General features: G+C 68.4%; 20 protein-coding genes. 6 read left to right on the top strand and 14 right to left on the bottom strand.

Going from position 1 to position 18,567, the window contains the following annotated elements; all coding sequences use genetic code 11:
• Positions 1–60: 60 nt before the first annotated feature.
• Complete coding sequence (gene rocF / locus C3L37_RS16845; protein ID WP_129115759.1) at positions 61–969, bottom strand: arginase; 909 nt, start codon at positions 967–969, stop codon at positions 61–63.
• Positions 970–1,145: 176 nt separating this feature from the next.
• Between rocF and C3L37_RS16840 the strand changes: the two genes are divergently transcribed.
• Entirely contained in the window at positions 1,146–2,441 is a 1,296-nt protein-coding gene (locus C3L37_RS16840) for a TIGR00341 family protein (RefSeq protein ID WP_129115758.1), read from the top strand.
• Here C3L37_RS16840 and C3L37_RS16835 read toward each other — a convergent pair.
• The gene (locus tag C3L37_RS16835) at positions 2,438–3,370 is read right to left on the bottom strand and encodes an NAD-dependent epimerase/dehydratase family protein (RefSeq protein WP_129115757.1); all 933 of its coding nucleotides are present in this window, start codon (positions 3,368–3,370) and stop codon (positions 2,438–2,440) included. The two genes, C3L37_RS16840 and C3L37_RS16835, sit on opposite strands and share 4 nt — an antisense overlap.
• Positions 3,371–3,555: 185 nt before the next feature.
• Here C3L37_RS16835 and C3L37_RS16830 point away from each other — a divergent pair, with 185 nt between their 5' ends.
• Positions 3,556–4,089 (top strand): Rrf2 family transcriptional regulator, encoded by a 534-nt coding sequence (locus C3L37_RS16830; RefSeq protein WP_129115756.1) that lies wholly within the window; start codon positions 3,556–3,558, stop codon positions 4,087–4,089.
• 68 nt (positions 4,090–4,157) lie between these two features.
• Here C3L37_RS16830 and C3L37_RS16825 read toward each other — a convergent pair whose 3' ends face one another.
• The 5 genes from C3L37_RS16825 to cdd all read right to left on the bottom strand — a co-directional run bounded on the left by C3L37_RS16825 (position 4,158) and on the right by cdd (position 8,137).
• Complete coding sequence (locus C3L37_RS16825) at positions 4,158–4,823, bottom strand: helix-turn-helix domain-containing protein (protein WP_129115755.1); 666 nt, start codon at positions 4,821–4,823, stop codon at positions 4,158–4,160.
• Between the two features lie 191 nt (positions 4,824–5,014).
• Positions 5,015–6,196: an NAD(P)/FAD-dependent oxidoreductase gene (locus C3L37_RS16820; RefSeq protein WP_129115754.1), complete on the bottom strand. Its 1,182-nt coding sequence runs from the start codon at positions 6,194–6,196 to the stop codon at positions 5,015–5,017.
• 116 nt (positions 6,197–6,312) lie between these two features.
• The gene (locus tag C3L37_RS16815; RefSeq protein WP_228546296.1) at positions 6,313–6,807 is read right to left on the bottom strand and encodes a universal stress protein; all 495 of its coding nucleotides are present in this window, start codon (positions 6,805–6,807) and stop codon (positions 6,313–6,315) included.
• Between the two features lie 47 nt (positions 6,808–6,854).
• Complete coding sequence (locus tag C3L37_RS16810) at positions 6,855–7,685, bottom strand: nucleoside phosphorylase (RefSeq protein ID WP_129115753.1); 831 nt, start codon at positions 7,683–7,685, stop codon at positions 6,855–6,857.
• Between the two features lie 41 nt (positions 7,686–7,726).
• Entirely contained in the window at positions 7,727–8,137 is a 411-nt protein-coding gene (cdd, locus tag C3L37_RS16805; RefSeq protein WP_129115752.1) for a cytidine deaminase, read from the bottom strand.
• 101 nt (positions 8,138–8,238) lie between these two features.
• Between cdd and C3L37_RS16800 the strand changes: the two genes are divergently transcribed.
• The gene (locus C3L37_RS16800) at positions 8,239–8,493 is read left to right on the top strand and encodes a DUF7520 family protein (protein ID WP_228546295.1); all 255 of its coding nucleotides are present in this window, start codon (positions 8,239–8,241) and stop codon (positions 8,491–8,493) included.
• A 37-nt stretch (positions 8,494–8,530) separates the two neighbouring features.
• Positions 8,531–8,794: a hypothetical protein gene (locus C3L37_RS16795; protein ID WP_129115751.1), complete on the top strand. Its 264-nt coding sequence runs from the start codon at positions 8,531–8,533 to the stop codon at positions 8,792–8,794.
• Positions 8,795–8,855: 61 nt separating this feature from the next.
• Here the strand turns inward: C3L37_RS16795 and C3L37_RS16790 are convergent, their stop codons facing one another.
• The 4 genes from C3L37_RS16790 to C3L37_RS16775 all read right to left on the bottom strand — a co-directional run bounded on the left by C3L37_RS16790 (position 8,856) and on the right by C3L37_RS16775 (position 12,402).
• The gene (locus tag C3L37_RS16790; protein WP_129115750.1) at positions 8,856–9,443 is read right to left on the bottom strand and encodes a GNAT family N-acetyltransferase; all 588 of its coding nucleotides are present in this window, start codon (positions 9,441–9,443) and stop codon (positions 8,856–8,858) included.
• Between the two features lie 79 nt (positions 9,444–9,522).
• Positions 9,523–10,977, bottom strand: coding sequence for a short-chain fatty acid transporter (locus C3L37_RS16785; protein ID WP_129115749.1), 1,455 nt, complete (start codon positions 10,975–10,977; stop codon positions 9,523–9,525).
• A 79-nt stretch (positions 10,978–11,056) separates the two neighbouring features.
• Positions 11,057–11,830, bottom strand: a complete 774-nt coding sequence (locus C3L37_RS16780) for an SDR family NAD(P)-dependent oxidoreductase (protein WP_129115748.1) — start codon at positions 11,828–11,830, stop codon at positions 11,057–11,059.
• Between the two features lie 89 nt (positions 11,831–11,919).
• Entirely contained in the window at positions 11,920–12,402 is a 483-nt protein-coding gene (locus C3L37_RS16775; protein ID WP_129115747.1) for a peroxiredoxin family protein, read from the bottom strand.
• A 198-nt stretch (positions 12,403–12,600) separates the two neighbouring features.
• Here C3L37_RS16775 and C3L37_RS16770 point away from each other — a divergent pair, with 198 nt between their 5' ends.
• On the top strand, positions 12,601–14,592 hold the full coding sequence (locus tag C3L37_RS16770) for an AMP-binding protein (RefSeq protein WP_129115746.1): 1,992 nt from the start codon (positions 12,601–12,603) through the stop codon (positions 14,590–14,592).
• 31 nt (positions 14,593–14,623) lie between these two features.
• Here C3L37_RS16770 and C3L37_RS16765 read toward each other — a convergent pair whose 3' ends face one another.
• On the bottom strand, positions 14,624–15,346 hold the full coding sequence (locus C3L37_RS16765; protein ID WP_129115745.1) for an AMP-binding protein: 723 nt from the start codon (positions 15,344–15,346) through the stop codon (positions 14,624–14,626).
• A gap of 180 nt (positions 15,347–15,526) precedes the next feature.
• Between C3L37_RS16765 and C3L37_RS16760 the strand changes: the two genes are divergently transcribed.
• Positions 15,527–16,087: a metal-dependent hydrolase gene (locus C3L37_RS16760; RefSeq protein WP_129115744.1), complete on the top strand. Its 561-nt coding sequence runs from the start codon at positions 15,527–15,529 to the stop codon at positions 16,085–16,087.
• A gap of 10 nt (positions 16,088–16,097) precedes the next feature.
• On the opposite strand, the gene dnaJ is transcribed toward C3L37_RS16760, so the two are convergent.
• Together dnaJ and C3L37_RS16750 are read right to left on the bottom strand one after the other, a co-directional pair.
• Positions 16,098–17,240 (bottom strand): molecular chaperone DnaJ, encoded by a 1,143-nt coding sequence (gene dnaJ, locus C3L37_RS16755; RefSeq protein WP_129115743.1) that lies wholly within the window; start codon positions 17,238–17,240, stop codon positions 16,098–16,100.
• Between the two features lie 51 nt (positions 17,241–17,291).
• Positions 17,292–18,437, bottom strand: a complete 1,146-nt coding sequence (locus C3L37_RS16750; protein ID WP_129115742.1) for a sugar-transfer associated ATP-grasp domain-containing protein — start codon at positions 18,435–18,437, stop codon at positions 17,292–17,294.
• Positions 18,438–18,567 lie beyond the last annotated feature (130 nt).

Below are 18,567 nucleotides of genomic sequence, written 5' to 3'. Positions count from 1 at the left end.
CTCCCGGTGCGCGGGGGGAAAACCGCGGCGCATGAATATACAGGCCGCCGAGGGTCGGACCTAGAGAATTCGCTTCCCGAACGCGCTCGCGGCGAGTTCGGTCGCCAGCGCGGCGGTCTCGTTGTGTTCGTCGAGGATCGGGTTCACCTCGACCAGTTCGAACGAGCGCAGCGCGCCCGACTCGGCGACCGCCTCCATCGCGGAGTGCGCCTCGCGGTAGGTGACGCCCCCCCGGACCGGCGTTCCGACGCCCGGCGCCTCCTTCGGGTCGAGCCAGTCGAGGTCGAGGCTGACGTGAACCCCGTCCGTGCCGTCGCCGGCGACGGCGAGCGCCTCCTCGACGACGTCCGGGATGCCACGTTCGTCGATGTCGGACATGGTGAACGCGGTCAGGTCGCTCTCGCGGATGACCTTCTTCTCCGCCGAATCGAGCGAGCGGAGGCCGACGAGCGCGACGTTGCGCTCGCGCAGACCGGGGGCGACCGCCCAGTCGAGGTCGGCGAACTCCCCCACGCCGAGCGCCGCCGCGAGCGGCATACCGTGGACGTTCCCGCTCGGGGAGGTCGTCGGCGTGTTCAGGTCGCCGTGGGCGTCGAACCAGATCGCGCCGACGTCCGCGTCGCGGGCGGACCCGGCGAGCGTGCCGATGGCGACCGAGTGGTCGCCGCCGAGGACGAGCGGCGATTCACCCCCGTCGATCGCCGCCGCGACCTCGTCGGCCAACCGCGCGCAGACCTCCTCCGTCTCGCGGAGGAACTTCGCCTTGCCCGCCGGCGGGGCGGTCGCGTCGGGGTCGCGCTCTTCGGCCCGCGGGGCGGCGACGTCGCCCGCGTCGACCGTCGAGACGCCGGCCCGGACGAGCTCGTCAGCCAGTCCCGCGTAGCGGATCGCCGAGGGACCCATGTCCACGCCGCGTCGGTTCGCGCCGTAGTCGGTCGGTGCGCCGATGATTCGGACGGATCGCGTCATGCCCGAGAGTCGCGCCGCGCGCGACTTATCGGAACCGATTCCGTCGACGGGACGGGAGGGCGGCGGCCGGGAAGCGACGGACCGTGCGATCTTCGTTCGGGGCCGTCTGCGGGTGCGACCGATCCCCCCGTCGCCCGATCGGACACACCTATGTGGCGCGACGACAGTGCCGGGGTATGCGCCTCATTCAGCTTCTGGTTCCGGAGGATCGGTTGGGGTCGATCCGAGAACTCCTCCGGGACGAGGGCATCGACTACGTCGCCACGCGGGAGACCGACGGGAGCGAGGAGTCGGTCGTCGTCCACTTCCCGCTGCCGACGCAGGCGGTCGACGCGATCCTCGACCGACTTCGGGAGGCGGGTCTCGACGACGACTCGTACGCCGTCATCGCGAACGCCGAGACGGCGATCACGCCGGGCTACGAGGAACTCGAACGGCGGTTCGTCGACGGCCGCGAGGAGGACGAGAGCATCTCGAACGACGAGATCCGCGCGAAGGCGAAGCGGATGACGCCCGACAGGGTGACGTACTACGCGATGACGCTCCTGAGCGCGCTCGTCGCGACGGCCGGCCTGCTGCTCGACTCGCCGGCCGTCGTCGTCGGCTCCATGGTCATCGCACCGCAGGTCGGCTCGGCGCTGACCGCAGCCGTCGGGACGACGCTCGGCGACCGTCGGATGCTCGTCGCGGGCGTCAGGTCGCAGGTTCTCAGCCTCCTCGCGGCGATACTCGCCGCCGTCGCTTTCGGGTGGTTCCTGAAGTCGGCGCAGTTCGTCCCGCCCGCGCTCTCGGTCGAGACGGTGAGCCAGGTCAGCGGTCGAACCTCCCCCGGCCTCCTGACGCTCGTCGTCGGCGTCTGCGCCGGCGCGGCCGGGGCGTTCGGGCTGGCGACCGAGTTCCCCGTGTCGCTCGTCGGGGTCGCCGTCGCGGCCGCGCTCATCCCCGCGGCTGCCGCCGTCGGCATCGGCGTCGCGTGGGCCCTGCCGGCGGTCGCGATCGGCGCGGCGGTCGTCGTCGTCGCGAACGTCGTCTCGATCAACGTCGCCGCCGCCGGCGTCTTCTGGTACCTCGGCTACCGACCGGACGGGTGGAGAGAGCGCGACCGACGGGGCAGACTCGCGATGCTGGCGCGCTCGTCGACCGCCGTCGTGCTCGCGGCGAGCCTCGTCGTCATGCTGGTCGGCCCCGGGACGGTCATGGCCGGACAACTCTCCTTCGAGAACGAGACGAAGACCGCCGTACAGGACCTCCTCGAACGGGAACACGGCGACCTCGAACTGCGCGCCGTCGACGTCGAGTTCGGCGGCGTCGGTCCGGTCGAAACGCAGCGCGAGGTGACGGTCGAGGTCGCCCGACCGGACGGCGGAACGTATCCGCGGCTGGCCGACGAGATCGGCGCGGAGATCACCGCCGAGACCGGAAAACGGGTCGACGTGACGGTGGAGTTCGTCGAACAGCAGCGGGCGAGTTAGACCTCCGCTTCCGACTCGCGCTGGTACGGCTCGCACACCCGCGCGACGCCCTCCTCGAAGCTGATCTGCGGCTCCCAGCCGGTCGCCTCCTTCATCTTCGTCGAGTCGGCCATGGTGTCGTGGACGTACACGTCGAAGGGGTTCTCGACGTACGTCGGTTCGACGTCCGTCCCGAGTTCGTCGTTTATCATCTCGATCATCGCGTTGAAGTCGTAGCTCTCGCCCGTGCCGAGGTTGTAGATGCCGTGGATGCGGTGATCGGCGGCGAGTTCGAGCCCGCGGACGATGTCGTCGACGTGGGTGAAATCGCGCGTCTGCGTGCCGTCGCCGAACAGTTCGGGACGCTCGCCGTTTGCGATCTGGTGGGTGAACTGCGCGACCGTGTTGGCGTACTCGCCCTTGTGTTCCTCGTTGCCGGCGTACCCCTGGTACACTGAGAAAAAGCGCATGCCGGCCATGGTCATGTCGTAGTGGTGGTGGAAGTACTCGGCGTAGCGCTCGCGGGCGAGCTTCGAGGCCTCGTAGCCCGTCTGCGCCTCGACCGGCATGTCCTCCGGCGACGGCTCCGTCCGGTCGCCGTAGATGGACGAGGTGGAGGCGTACACGACGGTGTCGCAGCCGTCGTCGCGGACCTGTTCGACCGCGTTGACGAAGCCTTCGACGTTCACGCGCGCCCCGAGTCGGGGGTTCTCCTCGTGCATCTTGTACGAAGAGAGCGCCGCGAGGTGAAAGAGCACGTCGACGTCCGACGGGAGGTCGTCGTCGAGCACGCTGCCGTCGACGAACTCGACGTCGTCGTCGAGGTTCTCGGGCGTGCCGAGGTACAGATCGTCGAGCGCGATCACCTCGTTTTCCGGGGCGAGGTGGTTTGCGAGGTTGGAACCGATGAATCCCGCACCGCCGGTCACGAGGACTCGTTTGCCCTGCATGCGTGAGTGACCCGTCGGACGGGGTAAAGAGTTATCTTATCACGGCAGAAAATATCAACGAAGGGTAATCACGAGAAAGAATAGAACCTCCGGCGCGAACTCCACGGCAACTGACCGCTCCGGGGTGAACGTCACGAAGCCCGTCATCCATCGCATTTAAGAACATCTATTGCGAACGTTTCGCCATGTCATCGATAGAGCTGACGCCGAGTCAGAAGACGATCCTCACCGCGCTGATAAATCTGTATCGGGACACGGAGGACGCGGTGAAGGGCGAAGACATCGCGGCGGAGGTAAACCGAAACCCGGGGACGATCCGCAACCAGATGCAGAGTCTGAAGGCGCTGCAGTTGGTCGAGGGCGTACCGGGACCGAAAGGCGGCTACAAACCGACCGCGAACGCGTACGAGGCGCTCGACGTCGACCAGATGGACGAACCGGCGTCGGTACCGTTGTTTCACGACGGCGAGCCCGTCGACGGGGCGAACGTCGAGGAGATCGACCTCTCCAGCGTCCACCACCCAGAGCTCTGCCGGGCCGAGATTCACCTGCAGGGCTCGGTCCGCGACTTCCACGAGGGCGACGAGGTCACCGTCGGCCCGACGCCGCTTTCGAAGCTCGTCATCGACGGCGTCGTCGACGGCAAAGACGACACCAGCAACATCCTCATCCTCCGGATCGAGGACATGGTCGCACCGGCGGAGGAACCGGCGCACTGACTCGGCTCCGTCTCTCCTCTCGATTTTTCGCGGCCGCGAGCGGTACCGATCGAGCGACGGCGAGGTGATCACCCGTCCGCGTTCACGGCGGCGTCGTCCAGCGCGTCCTCGAGGACGGCCGCCGTCGCCCGACGGAGGCGCTCGGAGAGCGCCTGACTCGATACGGGGAACTCCTCGGCCAGCTCTTCGAGGTTCGTCTCCCGGGGGACGTCGTAGTAGCCCCGCTCGAACGCGGCCGAGAGGGCTTCGTACTGCGCTTCGGATAGTTTCGCGTCGACCGAGTGATCGTCGCACTCCGAGTGGATCGAGTGGAAGTGGACCGCGTGCCCGCGTTCCTGCAACTCGTCGTAGACGCGCGAGATCGCGGATTTGTCGAGCGCGCGCATCCGAAGGTCCCACCCGTCGGCGGTTATGACGCCGTCGACGAGCAGCGTGTCGTGATCGTAAAACAGGGTGTCGAAGAGCGACTCCAGTTCGTCCCGCGGAAAGTCGATCCGATAGAGCCGCTTCGAATCCCGCGTCGCGAGCGGCGTCACTTCCATGACGGTCGGGTCGTCCTCCGTGCTCGATTCGAAGCGATCGAGATCGCCCCCGCTCGCCCAGACGAGCAGCTTGGAGTTCTTCTCGCCGACGAACGGGAACTGCCCCGATTCGATCGAGAGCGTCACGTCCGAAGCTCGATCGAGCGATTCGTTGAGCAGATCTAATTTTATGAGGAATTCGGCGGAAATCATCGGTTGTGCGGTTTTTACGCGACGTGATCCGACGGCCGGTTTCGCCCCTGGTGTGAGAACTGAATCAGACGGTATTTAGCATTTTCTCATAGCAGCAGAGATGTACCCGTCGGAAACAATATCCGTTGACGGAATGACGAGTCGAGACGGACGCGGCGACGGTCGAACCGAGCGACGCCGTCTCGACGTGTTTACAGGTACTCCCAGGCGTCGTACGCCCGGCGGACGGAGGTGACGTCGGCGATCCAGCGGGCGGCGATGGCCTTCTTCAGCGTCTTCGCGCCGGGGCCGCCGAACGTGTTGATCGGGATCCCCTTCACGTCGTGGGCGACCGCCTTGTCGCCGACCGAGATGACGGTTCCCTTGTCCTCGTGGGTCCACGACGTGAGGGGCGCGCCGCGGACGGCGCGGGCGAGGTTCTCGCCGGCGACTTCTGCGGCCTGCCAGGCGGCCTGGGCGGTCGGCGGCGCGACGGTCTCGCCGCCCTGATCGACGAGCGCCGCGTCGCCGATGGCGAAGACGCGGTCGTCGCTCGTCTGGAAGTCGGACTCCGCGAAGATGCGGTTGCTCCGTTCGTCCTTGTCGACGTTCGCCTCGGCGATCTCCTCCTGTCCGGTGATGCCGCCGGTCCACAGGAGCACGTCGTACGCGAGTTCGTCCGGTTCTTCGTCCTCGCCGCCGCCGAGGTAGACGGTTTCGGCGTCGACTTTCGAGATGAAGTCGCCGGTGAGGATCTCGATGTCCTTTTCGAGCAGCCGCTTTCGGAGCGCGCCCTGGACCTCCGGATCCTGCCCGGGGAAGATCTCCTCGAGCCCCTCGACGAGTTTGATCTCGATCGGCGCGCGGTGTTTGTCGCGGTACTCCGCGATCTCGCCCGCGGCCTGGATGCCGGAGAGACCGGCACCGCCGACGAGGATCTGTGCCGGGTCGCTCCGCGAGGCGGCCCGCGCCGCGCCTTTGACCTCCTCGTGGACCTCGCGCGCGTCGTCGAGGCTCTTCAGCGTGAGCGAGTGCTCGCGAAGACCGTCGATTCCGTAGAAAGCGGTCGCGCTGCCGAGTGCGACGAGGAGGACGTCGTACTCGACCGTCCGGCCGTCGTCGAGTTCGACCACGCGCTCGTCGGTGTCGACGTTCTCGACGTACCCCTTCAGAAAGTCGGTCCCGGGGGATTTGATGTCGTCTATCGGGAGGGCGATCTTCGACTCGACGCTCGGGTCGCGGATCGCGCGGTGAGCCTCGTGGAGGACGAGGTGGTAGTCGTGCTCGGAGACCCACGTGAGTTCGGCTTCACCCTCGTCTATCTCCGCTTCGAACGCCTTCACCGCACCCGTCCCGGCGTAACCTGCGCCGAGAACGACGACCTGCTTAGGCATACGCCGTACTCCGAAGTCCTCCGATAAGAGGGCTTTGAAACGGACACGACTTTCGTCCCCGACAATCGTTCGGATTTCGAACGCGGGAGACGCGGACGGCGTGCCGTCGAACGTCGCTACCGTTCCGTCGAGCGGCGTTCGTGTCGCACGACGAGGACGGGGACGGTCGCCCCGCGAAGCACCCGCTCGGCGACGCTCCCGGCGTGGACGAACCTGCCGACTCCCCGCCTGCCGTGCGAACCCATCACGACGAGATCGACCCCGTGGTCGGCGGCGTACTCGAGGATCTCCTCGTGGGGCGTTCCGTACCGAAACGATTTGCGTACCGGGACGCCGATCTCCGCGGCCCGCGCCGCGATCTCCTCGACGGCTCGTTCGCCGACGCGCTCGTTTTGTTCGATCGAGAAGTCCCAGCCCTCCCCGCTCTCGACGACGAACAGCGCGTCGACCGACGCGCCGTGTCTCGCCGCGATCTCCAATCCGGTCTCGGTCGCTCGCTCGGCCGTTCGGCCGCCGTCCGTCGGAATGAGAACCCGTGTGAACACATCGTCCCCCCGCCGCGCCGCCGCTTCCGATTCGACGCGGCTCCTTGCGAGGCGATACCACGCCACGGTGCATAAGCGCTCGGACGTCGGATCCGAGGGGGTCCCGACGGGCGCTATTCGTCGCCGTCCAGCGAGAGGCCGGCGTGCCAGTGCTCGACGCCCGCCTCGCGCTTTTTCTCGTCCATCCGAGCGAGCAGCGCGACGGCGAGGCTCGCCGTCTCCGCCGCCTTCGATTCGCCCGCCGTCCGGAACTCCCCGGTGACGCGGTTGGCGTAGACGGAGCAGACCGCGCCCGCGCGGAGGCCGTAGACGTTCGCGATCGTCAGGATCGCGCTCGCTTCCATCTCGATGTTCTTCACGTTCGCCGCCCGCAGCTCCGCGACGAGATCCTCGCTGCCCGCCGCGCGGAACCCCCCGAGACCCGGCCTGCCCTGCCCGGCGTAGAAGCTATCCGCGCTCATCGTCAGGCCGACGTGGTACTCGTGGCCGAGGCGCTCGGCCGCGGCGACGAGCGCCGAGACGACCTCGTGGTGGGCGACGGCCGGGTAGTCCTCGCGGACGTACTCGTCGCTCGTCCCCTCCTGTCTGACCGCCCCCGAGGTGATGACGAGGTCGCCCACGTCCATCTCGGGCTGGATCGCCCCGCAGGATCCGACGCGGACGAAGATGTCCGCGCCGACGCGCGCCAGTTCCTCCACGGCGATCGCCGCCGACGGACCGCCGATGCCGGTCGACGTGACCGAGATCGGCCGGCCGTCGTAGCTGCCCGTCGCGGTCCGGTACTCGCGGTGTCGGGCGACCTCCTCGTGGTCGTCCCAGAGGGCGGTGATCTTGTCGACGCGCTCCGGGTTGCCGGGGAGGAGAACGCTCTCCGCGACCTCGTCGGATCCGACGTCGACGTGGTACTGGACCTCGTCGCTCGGGTCCTCGCTGTCGCCGGTCATACGGACGCTCCGCTCGCGCGCACTAATATAGTTCCCGTCGTTCACCGCCGTCGCTTCGCCTCGTCGAGGGTGTCGAGCGAGATGGTGTTCGGGAGCAGTTCGCCGAGCGCGTACTCGGTCGTCTCCTCGCCCCCCTCGTCACAGACGACGAGGAAGTCGTCGTCGCAGAACTCCGCGAGCGTCTGCCGGCACATCCCGCACGGCGTCACGCCGTCGCGCGCGCCCGAGGTGACGGCGATGCGGTCGAACGCCGTGTGCCCGTTCTTCACCGCCTCCGCGAGGGCCACCTCCTCGGCGTGGAGGCTGTTGCTGTAGTTCGCGTTCTCGATGTTGCAGCCGACGAAGACCGAACCGTCGGCCGCGCGAAGGGCCGCGCCGACGCGGTACTCGGAGTACGGAACGTACGCGTCGTCGAGCGCTTCTCGGGCCTGTCGAACGAGGTCGTCGGGCATGTCCGACGGTACCGCGAGCGGGCGCTTATAAGCCCCGGCTCGCGGGAGGGGCGAAACCGGCGACGGAAAGAGTCTATAGCGTCCGCCGCCCAGTCGCACCCGTGAGCGACGGACTGCGCGGCCGGCGGATCATGCTCGCGCTCGGGGCGGTCACGGTGATCCTCTCCGGCGTGGTCGGCCTCTTCGTGGGGGCCAACAGCGGCGAACGGATGGCCGAGATCGAGGTGCTGGGCGGCGTCGCCCTCCCGGCGACGCCGACGGCGGTGGCGCTGTACGCGGGCCTCCTCGCGCTGTTCACGCTCGGAGCGCTGTTCGTCGCCGTGGAGTACGCGTCGACGCTCGAAAACCGAGCGTAAGCGGGTCGCTTTTTAGTCGGCGGCTCCGATGAGGGGTATGGCCGCGAGTACGACCGAGGGCGATTCGGAGACAGCCAGCTCGGGCGATCGGGGACCGCTGGGGGAGGAGGGAGGCCGAAACCGCAAGCGGGCGTTCCTCGCGGTGCTCCCCTTCCTCGCGATCGGCCTCGCGGACGTCGTGTTGCTCCTGTTCTGGGGGATCGAACCCCTCTGGGCCTTCGCGATCCTTCCGCCGATTCTCTTCTGCTCGGTGCTGGCGTGGATCGTCTTCAGCACCGACTTCCTGGAAGGCCGGACCTGAACGGGTCCGACTCACCGTCCGGCGAACGTGACCGACTCACCGCCCGGTGAACACGTTCGACTCACCGCCCGGTGTCGTACTTGTACGTCGCCGTGTCCGGGTCGATGCCGAAGTCCTCGGCCGTCTCCTCGACCTCGGATTCGCCGTCGCCTGCGGCGGGCGCGGCGTTCTTGAACGCCTCGCGGAACCGCGGCGGCATGGAGAACTCCGCCGCGTCGAGCGCCGTCCCGACGACCTCCTCGCCCACCTCGTCGCGCTTCGTCGCCAGCCTGTCGCGGATCTTCTCCGGGAGAGCGTCCGTCTCGACCGGCTCGAAGCCGAACTGCGCGAGGTACTCGGCCCCGTCCGTGAGCGCGTACACCGTTTCGAACCCCTGATCCCCGGCCTCGTGGACGAGCCGTTCGACCACGTGCGCGCCGACGCCCTGGCCGCGCCACTCCTCGAGGACGCCGACGCCCGTCAGCTCGCACAGATCGCCGTCGTCCGTCTTGTGGACGCGAATCCGCCCGAAGCCCGCCCGCTCGTTCGTCTCCTCGTCGACCGCGATGACGTAGTCCCGGGAGCGGAAGGCGGCGTCGTCGAGCCCCATGGCCTCGATGTGGTCCAGTAACCAGACCTCGTCTCGGTTTTTCGCATCGCGGACGTACATACCCGAGAGTTGTCCCCACGGCAGCATAAAGCGTTTCCCGGTCGATCCGGGCGACGGTTACGAGGGAAGGAGGGGGCGGTCAGTACGGGAGGAAGGTGAGCGCGAGCGCGAGAAACGGAATCAGGAGGATGAGCATCGTCGCGGTGTAGCCGAACATCTCGCGCGCCCGCACGCCGGTGATCCCGAGGAGCGGCAGCGCCCAGAACGGCTGAAAGAGGTTGGTGTGCGCGTCGCCGACCGCCGTCGCGACGACGGCCTTCCCGGGAGGGACGCCGAGGTCCTGCGCCGCGGTCAGGATCGTGCCGCCGATGACGGTCCACTCGCCGCCGCCCGAGGGGACGAAGAAGTTGATCACGCCGGCCGTGATCCACGCGACGACGGGGAACGTCTGCGGCGTCGAGTAGGAGACGATCGTCTCCGCGAGCGTTTGCGAGAGCCCCGAGGAGTTCATCATCCCCATGATCCCGGCGTAGAAGGGGAACTGGAGGACGATACCGCCGGTCGAGCCGACCGCCTCGTAGAACTGCTCGCGGTAGGCCGACGGTCGGAGGAAGACGAGCATCCCGAGAAAGAGGAACGCGAAGTTGACGGTGTCCAGATTCAGCGCGCCGAATCCCTGCGTGGCGAAGGCGTAGACGGCGGCGGCGACGCCCGTGGCCGCGACGACGAATCCCACGAGGCGGCTGTTGTCGACGCGCTCGCCGAAGGTCGCCCGGTCGACGTCGGTTCCGACGGCCGTCGTTTCGACTCCCCCGTCGGCCGTCGTTCCGTCGCCGGACGCGTCCGCACCGGTCTCGTCGTCGGTCCCGTCCCCGAGCTGTGATTCCGGGACGAACGCCGTGATCCCCTCGCACTGCTCCGCGGGGGGAGACAACAGGTACAGGACGACGGCGCTGTAGGCGATCCCGAGCGTCGTCAGCGCGAGCGAGTACGGCGAGAAGATCGTCTGCGAGGTGGTGATGAGACCGTCGACCACGCCCTCCTCGATGAAGACGTTGCCGGGCGTGTTCATGAGAAGCGGCGCGGAGCCGGCGAGCCCCCAATGCCACGTCAACCCGAGGCCCATGTACCCGGCGACGCACAGGAGCGGGTAATGGACCGCCATCCCGCGCTCGTGCGCCTGCCGTCCCATCTCGCGGGCCATGACCGCGCCGACGATGAGGCCGAGCCCCCACTGTACCCAGGAGACGACCATCGCGATGACGCCGACGAGCACGACCGCCCCCGCGCCGGTGTTCGGAACGGCGGTCAGCCGCCCGATCAGTCGACGCACCGCCGGATGGTACGCCAGCGCGTAGCCCGTCACGAGCACGAGCACCATCTGCATCGCGAACTCCAGCAGGTCCCAGAAGCCGTCCGACCAGTACCCCACCATCTGCGTCGGGCCGGCACCCTCGACCGCGATGCCGGCGACGAAGACGACGTAGGTCAGGAGGATCGCGAACAGGAAGGGGCTCGGCATCACCGCTTCGACGACGCCGGCTACCGCGCGTCCGAATCGCTGCACGATCGTCTCGCTGCCGTCGGATGTCATGGTCTATTCCGAAAGATCGACGGCAAATCATAAGCGTTTCTGTGATCCGTTTGAAAAAACCGAACCGCCCGCTCCGCCGCTACCGCGCCGTCCACCCGCCGTCGACGGCGAGGCACTCGCCCGTCACGAACGACGCCGCGTCGCTCGCGAGGAAGACGGCGGGGGCGGCGATCTCCGCCGGGTCGGCGAACCGCCCCTGCGGCGTCCGCTCTTCGATCGACCGGCGTAACTCCTCGTTCTCCCGCACCTCGGACGTGAGGTCGGTGGCGACGTAGCCCGGCGCGAGGGCGTTCACCCGGATCTCGCGCGCCCAGTCCAGCGCCATGCTCCTCGTGAGACCGACCAATCCGTGTTTCGAGGCCACGTAGGGGTGCTGTCGGGGGAGGCCGACGACGCCGCCGACGCTCGCGACGTTCACCACCGCCCCGCCGTCGCTCTCGCGCAGGAACGCCGCGGCGGCCCGCGAACAGCGGAACGCCGCTCGGAGGTTCACCGCCAGCGTCTCGTCGAAGCCCGCCATCTCCACCCGCTCGGGTCGACCCAGCGCGGCGGCGGGGTTGATGCCGGCGTTGTTGACGAGCACGTCCACCCCGCCGAGTTCCGCCGCCGTCCGCTCGAACAGGTCCGTCACGTCGCCGTCGTCGGTCACGTCCGTCGGGGCGACGAGCGACGACGCCCCCCGCTCCCGGACGGCTTCGGCCGCGGCGCTCGCGTCCTCGCGGGTGCGCGAGGTCGGCACCACGTCGGCGCCCGCCTCCGCCAGCCCCTCCGCGATGGCCCGGCCGATGCCGCGCGTTCCCCCGGTAACGACGGCGACGCGACCGGACAGGTCGAACGAATCTTCGAGTCGCATGGGCGGTGGCTACGAACGGCCGTCACATGTATGTTGGTACGTCTCGCCCCGTCCGGCGGACCGGATAGGAGTAGCGGTGAACCGACGGGCTACCCGTCGAACGGATCCTCGAAGTCGTTGCGGACGAAGTACCGGATCCAGTTGCCGTACGTCCGGTCGGCGGGGTGGTCCGCCACCTGCTCGTACCGGACGACGCCGTCGCCGTCGACGACGTAGGTGCCGGCGATGCCGGTCACGCCGTGGCCGGTCTCTTCGGTCCCGCTGTACTGCGCCGCGACCTCCCCGTCCGGGTCGGCGAGCAGCTGGACGTCGAGGTCGTACCGGTCGCGCATCTCCGTCACCTTCGACAGCGGCGAGGTGACGATCGGCAGCACGTCGACGCCGTCGTGGAACCAGAGGTCGTAGGCGACCTCGCTGAACGTCTGCAGCTGTTCGGCGCAGAAGCTACACCACGCGCCGCGGTTGACGAGGACGACCGTCGGACCCGACTCCAGCGTGTCCGAGAGCCTGACGTCGCCGTGACCGGTGCTCGACAGCGCGAAATCGGGCGCGGTCTGATCTTCGAGTGTCACACGAGATCGGTGGGTCGGCGGGGAGTTATGGCTTGGTCGTCGTGGCGCGTCGCGCACACAGCCGTCCGGCGACGATCGGCGGTCGGAGAAGGTCGAAACGACGGCCGCCCGATGACCGGCGGACGGACCGGTCGGTTCCCCATGATCGTTTGAGCAAGAACTACGTCGCCCTGCGCTGTAGTCCCACCGAGATCGTCCATGGAAAGAGTACCTGACACGGACGAGGTGGTCCACGAACCGAGCCGGGAGTTCGTCGAGTCCACCAACGTGTACGCGTTCATGCAGGCGTACGGGATCGACGACTACGACGAGTTGATCGAGCGCACCTGCGGCGAGGTGGACTGGTTCTGGGACGAACTCCCGGACTACCTCGGGATCGACTTCTACGAGGACTACGACGAGGTGCGCGACGACGCCGACGGCCCGCAGTTCACCCGCTGGTACCCCGGCGGGCGGCTCAACCTCGCGCACAACCTCGTCGACCGCCACGCAGCCCTCGAAAGCGAGAGGCGCAACAAGGTCGCGTGCGTCTGGGAGGGAGAACCCGGCGACGTGCGGGAGATCACCTTCCACGAACTCCGGCGAGAGGCGAACGAGGTCGCGAACGCCCTCGAAGAGCGCGGCGTCGACACCGGCGACACGGTCGGCCTCTACATGCCGATGGTGCCCGAGGTGATCTCCATCCTCTACGGCTGTTTCAAGGTCGGCGCGATCGCGGTCCCGATCTTCTCCGGCTTCGGCGTCGACGCCGTCGCGACGCGCATCGCCGACGCCGAGTGCTCGGTTCTCTTCACGGGCGACGGCTTCTACCGCCGGGGCGGCGAGATCGTCCTGAAGGACACCGCGGACGAGGCCATCGCGGAGGCCGGCCACGTCGAGCACGCGATCGTCTTCGATCGTCTCGGGTCGAGCGATCCCGAGAGCGACGTCGAGATCCCGTGGGACGACGAGCGCGACGAGTGGTGGACCGACGCCGTCGGGGCGGCGGACGACGACTACGAGACGAAGTCGCTCCCGTCGGAGTCGGAGTCGATGCTCCTGTACTCGTCGGGGACGACCGGCAAGCCGAAGGGGATCGTCCACACCCACGCGGGCGTCCAGTTGCAGTGCGCGAAGGAGATCCACTTCGGCTTCGATCACAAGCCGTGGGATCGGTTCTTCTGGGTGTCGGACGTCGGCTGGATGATGGGACCGTGGACGCTCGTCGGTAACCACACATTCGGCGGGACGATCTTCATGTACGAAGGCGCGCCGGACTACCCCGACCCCGACCGCTTCTGGGAGATGATCGACCGCCACGGCCTGACCGTGTTCGGCATCTCCCCGACCGCCATCCGCGCGCTCCGAAAGCACGGGAACGGGTGGCTCGACGGCCACGACCTCTCCAGCCTCCGACTGCTCGGGTCGACGGGCGAGCCGTGGGACCCCGAGTCGTGGACGTGGTTCTACGAGAACGTCGGCGGGGGCGACGCCCCGATCATCAACATCTCAGGCGGGACGGAGATCTGCGGCTGCTTCCTCATGCCGATGCCGACCCAGCCGCTCAAGCCCTGCACGCTGGGCGGTCCCGGTCTCGGGATGGCGGTCGACGTCGTGAACTCGGCCGGCGAGTCGATCGCGGACACCCACGAGCGGGGCTTTCTCGTCTCGCGCGACTCCTGCCCCTCGATGACGAAGGGCCTCTGGGACGGCGACGAGCGCTACCTGGAGGAGTACTGGTCCACCTTCGAGGACCCGCCGCTTTGGGACCACGGCGACTGGGCCCAAAAGGACGAGGACGGCTTCTGGTTCCTCCACGGCCGCGCCGACGACGCCCTGAACGTGGCGGGGCGGAAGGTCGGCCCCGCGGAGGTCGAGGGCGCGCTCATCGAACACGACGCGGTCAATCAGGCCGCGGCCGTGGGCGTCCCGGACGACACGACGGGGACGGCGGTCGTCGCCTACGTCGTGCTGGAGGAGGGCCGCGGCGTGAGCGACGCGCTCCGGGAGGAGCTGCGCGAACTCGTCGGCGACGAACTGGGCAAGCCGTTCCGCCCGCGCGAGGTGCTGTTCGTCGACGAGTTCCCGAAGACCCAGAGCGGGAAGATCATCCGCCGGGCCATCGCCTCCATCTACGCCGGCGAGGAGCTCGGCGACATGAGCAGCATCGAGAATCCGGACGCGCTCGAAGACGTCGCGGCCGCGAAGTAGACGGACCGGGATCGGCGTCCGCGCGAGGCGTTCAATCGAGTTCGACCGCGTCCGGCGCGATCTCGGCCGCGTCCGGACAGTCGGTTCCGACGCCGAGGTCGCAGACGCGCTCTCCCCCCGCATCCGGGTCCGGAAAGACGATCGTCCCCCCCGCGAGGAGCGGCGCGACGAGGCCGGCCGCGACGGTCCCCGGACGACGCAGCGGAGCGCGCACCGCCACGTCGCCGTCGGCGTCGAGGCCGAACCGGTCGACGACGCGCCGCGCGGCCGCGAGGAGGTCCGCGTGGGCGTACGCCCGCCCGTCCGTGACGAGCGCGGGATCGGTCGGGGCGACCGCGACGGGCGGGAACGACGGGTTCTCGCTCCAGACGTCCCGCTCCCAGTGCGCCACGGTCGGCGACGACGGCGGTCCGCCGTAGACGACGAGTTTGCGGCCCGGCGGGAGGTCGTCGAACTCGGCTTCCCGGGACCGGCGGACGACGACCGCGCGCGCCTCGCCCTCGCCCGGGACGAAGCTCGTCTCCGCCCCGAGAAGCAGCGCGCCGAAGAACGTCACGACCGGCGCGACGAAGGGGTCGTCGTCGAGTTCGACGCGCCGACCGCGCCCAACGCCGAGGTAGCGCAGGGCGTTTCCGGCCTTCCACGCGGTCGTACAGACGTCGTGGTAGCTGTAGGCGCGGGACACCCCGGGGATTCGGAGCGCGGGGCGCTCGCTGCGCCGGTCGCGCGCGACGAGGTCGCAGAGCGTCTCCATGGTCGCCCTACCGACGCGCGGACGAAAAGCGCGACGACATCGCGCCGATCGTCGCGCGGAACCGATCTCGCGGCGTAAGCGATCCCTACCGCGAACGGCGCGCCGGTAACCGACGGATTACGGAGTCAGCGAGCTGACTAATGGGTAGAAATTTTTATAGAAGAACATAATTGATAGGGTGTGTACGCGCCGGGTCACGTGGGAATCGCGCTCCTCTGTTACTCGCCAGTCGCGGCTCTCTTGACCCACAACGGCCGCCACCGGGAGCGCCGCGCGGGGACGGTCGGCGTGCTCGTCTGCGCGGCTCTTCCCGACGCGGACCTATATATCATACAACTGATGCACAGGGGGATCACGCACACGCTCTGGATGGCGCTGGCGGTCGCGCTCGTCTTCGGAATCACCGGGTGGGCGACCGGCCGGCACGGATCGCGCGCGGCGTCGTCCGCGCGCTTCGGCTTCGCCGTCGGCGCGCTCGGCGTCGGGTCGCACCTCGCCGGCGACGTGATCACGCCGCTGGGGCTGCGGCCGCTCTACCCCCTCTCGGACGCGACGTACTCCCTCGCGCTCGTGTACTCGCGGACGCCGGCGGTCAACGTCGCGTTCTTCGCCCTCGGCGTGGGCGCGTTCGCGGCGAGCCACGCGCTCGCGCGCGCCGGCAGGCTCACCGTCCTTCCCGGCGTGACGGACGCGCCTCGTGGCAACGCGCCGGTGCTCGGCGAGGGCGACGCCGGGCCGTGAAAGTCGGGATCTAGAAGCTCTTTTTGATTTTCTCGAAGAAGCCCTCCTTCACCTCGACCTCCTCGCCGCCCGCCTCGGCGAACGCTTCGAGCGCCTCGCGCTGCTCGCGGTTGAGCGCCTCGGGGGTCACCACCTGCACCTGCACGTAGAGGTCGCCGTGCCCGCGGCCGCGAAGGCGGGGCATTCCCTTCCCCTTCAGCCGGAACGTCTCGCCGCTCTGGGTGCCCTCGGGGACGTCCATCTCGACGCTTCCGCCGACCGTCGGTATCTCGATCGACGACCCGAAGACGGCCTGCGGGAAGGAGATCGGGTGCGTGTGACGGAGGTCGTCGCCGTCGCGGTCGAACCGCTCGTGGTCGCGCACCGTCACCTCGATGAGCAGGTCGCCGCTGGGGCCGCCGTTCTCGCCCGGCGCGCCCTCGCGCTCCATCCGAAGGGTCTGTCCGTCGCGGATTCCGGCGGGGATCTCGACCGTCATCGACGCCTCCTCGCGAACCCGTCCGTCGCCGCCGCAGCGCCGACAGGTCTCGTCGTACAGCTGGCCCTCGCCGCCGCAGCGCCGGCAGGTCGCGGTCTGCTGCATCCGACCGAACGGCGTCTGCTGGACTCGGGTGGTCTGCCCCTGCCCGTTACACTCGGGGCAGGTCCGCACGTCCGCGTCCGGCGGGTGACCGCTGCCGTCGCAGTCGGGACAGCGCTCCGGGCGGGTGATCGTGATCCGCTTTTCCGCGCCCTCGTACGCGTCCTCCAGGTCGAGGGTGATGCTCGTCCGGAGGTCGGGGCCCTGTCGCGGTCGGTCGTCCCGACCGCGACCGCCGCCGAAGAACTGGTTGAACAGGTCCTCGAAGCCGCCTCCCCCGCCGAAGCCGCCGGCCCCGCCGAACGGATCTCCGCCGGCCCCGCCGCCGTCGAAGCCGCCGCGCTTTTGCGCCTGTTCGAAGCGGTCGTGCCCGAGACGGTCGTACGCCGATCGCTTCTCTTCGTCGGTGAGGACCTCCTTCGCCTTTTTTACCTGCTTGAACTTCTCCTCCGCGTCGGGTTCGTCGCTGACGTCCGGATGGTACTGTGCCGCTTTCTTCCGGTAGGCCTTCTTGATCTCGTCCTCGGTGGCGTCCTCCGATACCCCGAGCACGCTGTAGAAGTCCTCGCTCATCGGTTGTCGAACGTGTACTCGGGCGAGCTACTTGAAAAGCGCGGGTCGCGTTCAGTCCCGCCGAAGCACGCCGTGGCGCTCGTAGAAACGTCGAGCGCGGTCGTCGGCGAGGAGCGGACGGTGGACCTGCAGCGAGTTCGTCCCGGGGTAGCTGTTCGCCTCGATGATCTTGAACCCGCCGTCGGCGTCCGTCGGGACGACGTCCCACCCGACGTACGGGATGTGGGGGTACGCGTTCGCCATCTCCAACACCCGATCGCGGATCGAGTCCCACGAGGGGACGCGCGTCCCCTCGATCTGCGCGCCGGTGTCCGGGTGCGTCGAGTGCCGGACGAGCGTCGTCTCGGTGGGGAGCTGCACCGCCCGCCCGAGTTCGCCCGTCTCGACGTCCACCTCGGCGTTGAGTCCGCCCTGAACGAAGTTGTCGATCGCCCCCGATCGATCCGACCCCATCCGGTGGATCGCGATGGGCGCGAACGCCTCCCCGCGCTCGTCGTCGTACATCGTGACGATCCGGATCGTGTTCGGCGTCTTCGGGAACAGCGACGCGCCGAACTCGCCCTGCTCGACGAACTCGCAGACGAGGTACTCGTTCCGCTCTTCGACCATGGACTCGAACGCCCCGCGGCCCATGCGCTCGCCGTTGACCGCGGGTTCGCCGTCCTCCCACGAACACAGGAGGACGTTGTTGCCGCCGCCGCCCTTGATCCACTTGAGGACGAGCTTTCCCTCCGATTCGAGGAGCCGGGAGACGCGCGGCCCGGCCGCCGAAACGACGGACTCGTCGGCAGACTCGATCGGTTCGGCGGGCGCGGGCGATCCGCCGTCGGGCGTCGGCGTCTTCGGGCGCAGCGAATCGACGGGCAGGAACCGACCGTCGCGGATCATCCCGAACACCGCCGGCCGGTGCTCGGCGAACGGTTCGAGCATCCGGTGGAAGAACAGCTTGTTGTCCAGCGCGATGGCCCACTGGCCGTTTATCCGCTTCGTCCGCACGAAACGCTCGAAGTCGGAGACGTACCGCCGGTACGTCGACTCGTCGAGGTCGTACAGGAAGTCCGACTTGCTGAGAAACCCGCGACGCCAGAGCCAGAGCCGCCGGCTCGGTGACCGCTCGTACGTCGAGAGGGAGGTCACCTCCTCTTCTATCAGTTCGTAGAGCTTCCGCGTCGACAGATAGACGTTCCGAATATTCACGTGTCAGCGTACGTGAAATCCGTATATACGTCCTGCGGCCGACGTCCGCGCGTCTTTTTGCGATCGGCTCGAATCGTCAAAAATAATTGACCGGAGCGTCGGGCCGCGAATTCGATCCGCGGTTGCGACG

It is taken from the genome of Halegenticoccus tardaugens (assembly GCF_004116405.1).
In the GTDB taxonomy this organism is placed as follows: Archaea; Halobacteriota; Halobacteria; order Halobacteriales; family Haloferacaceae; genus Halegenticoccus; species Halegenticoccus tardaugens.
Note: the sequence above shows the minus strand (reverse complement) of the source record. Positions and strands in the feature narration are given on the sequence as shown.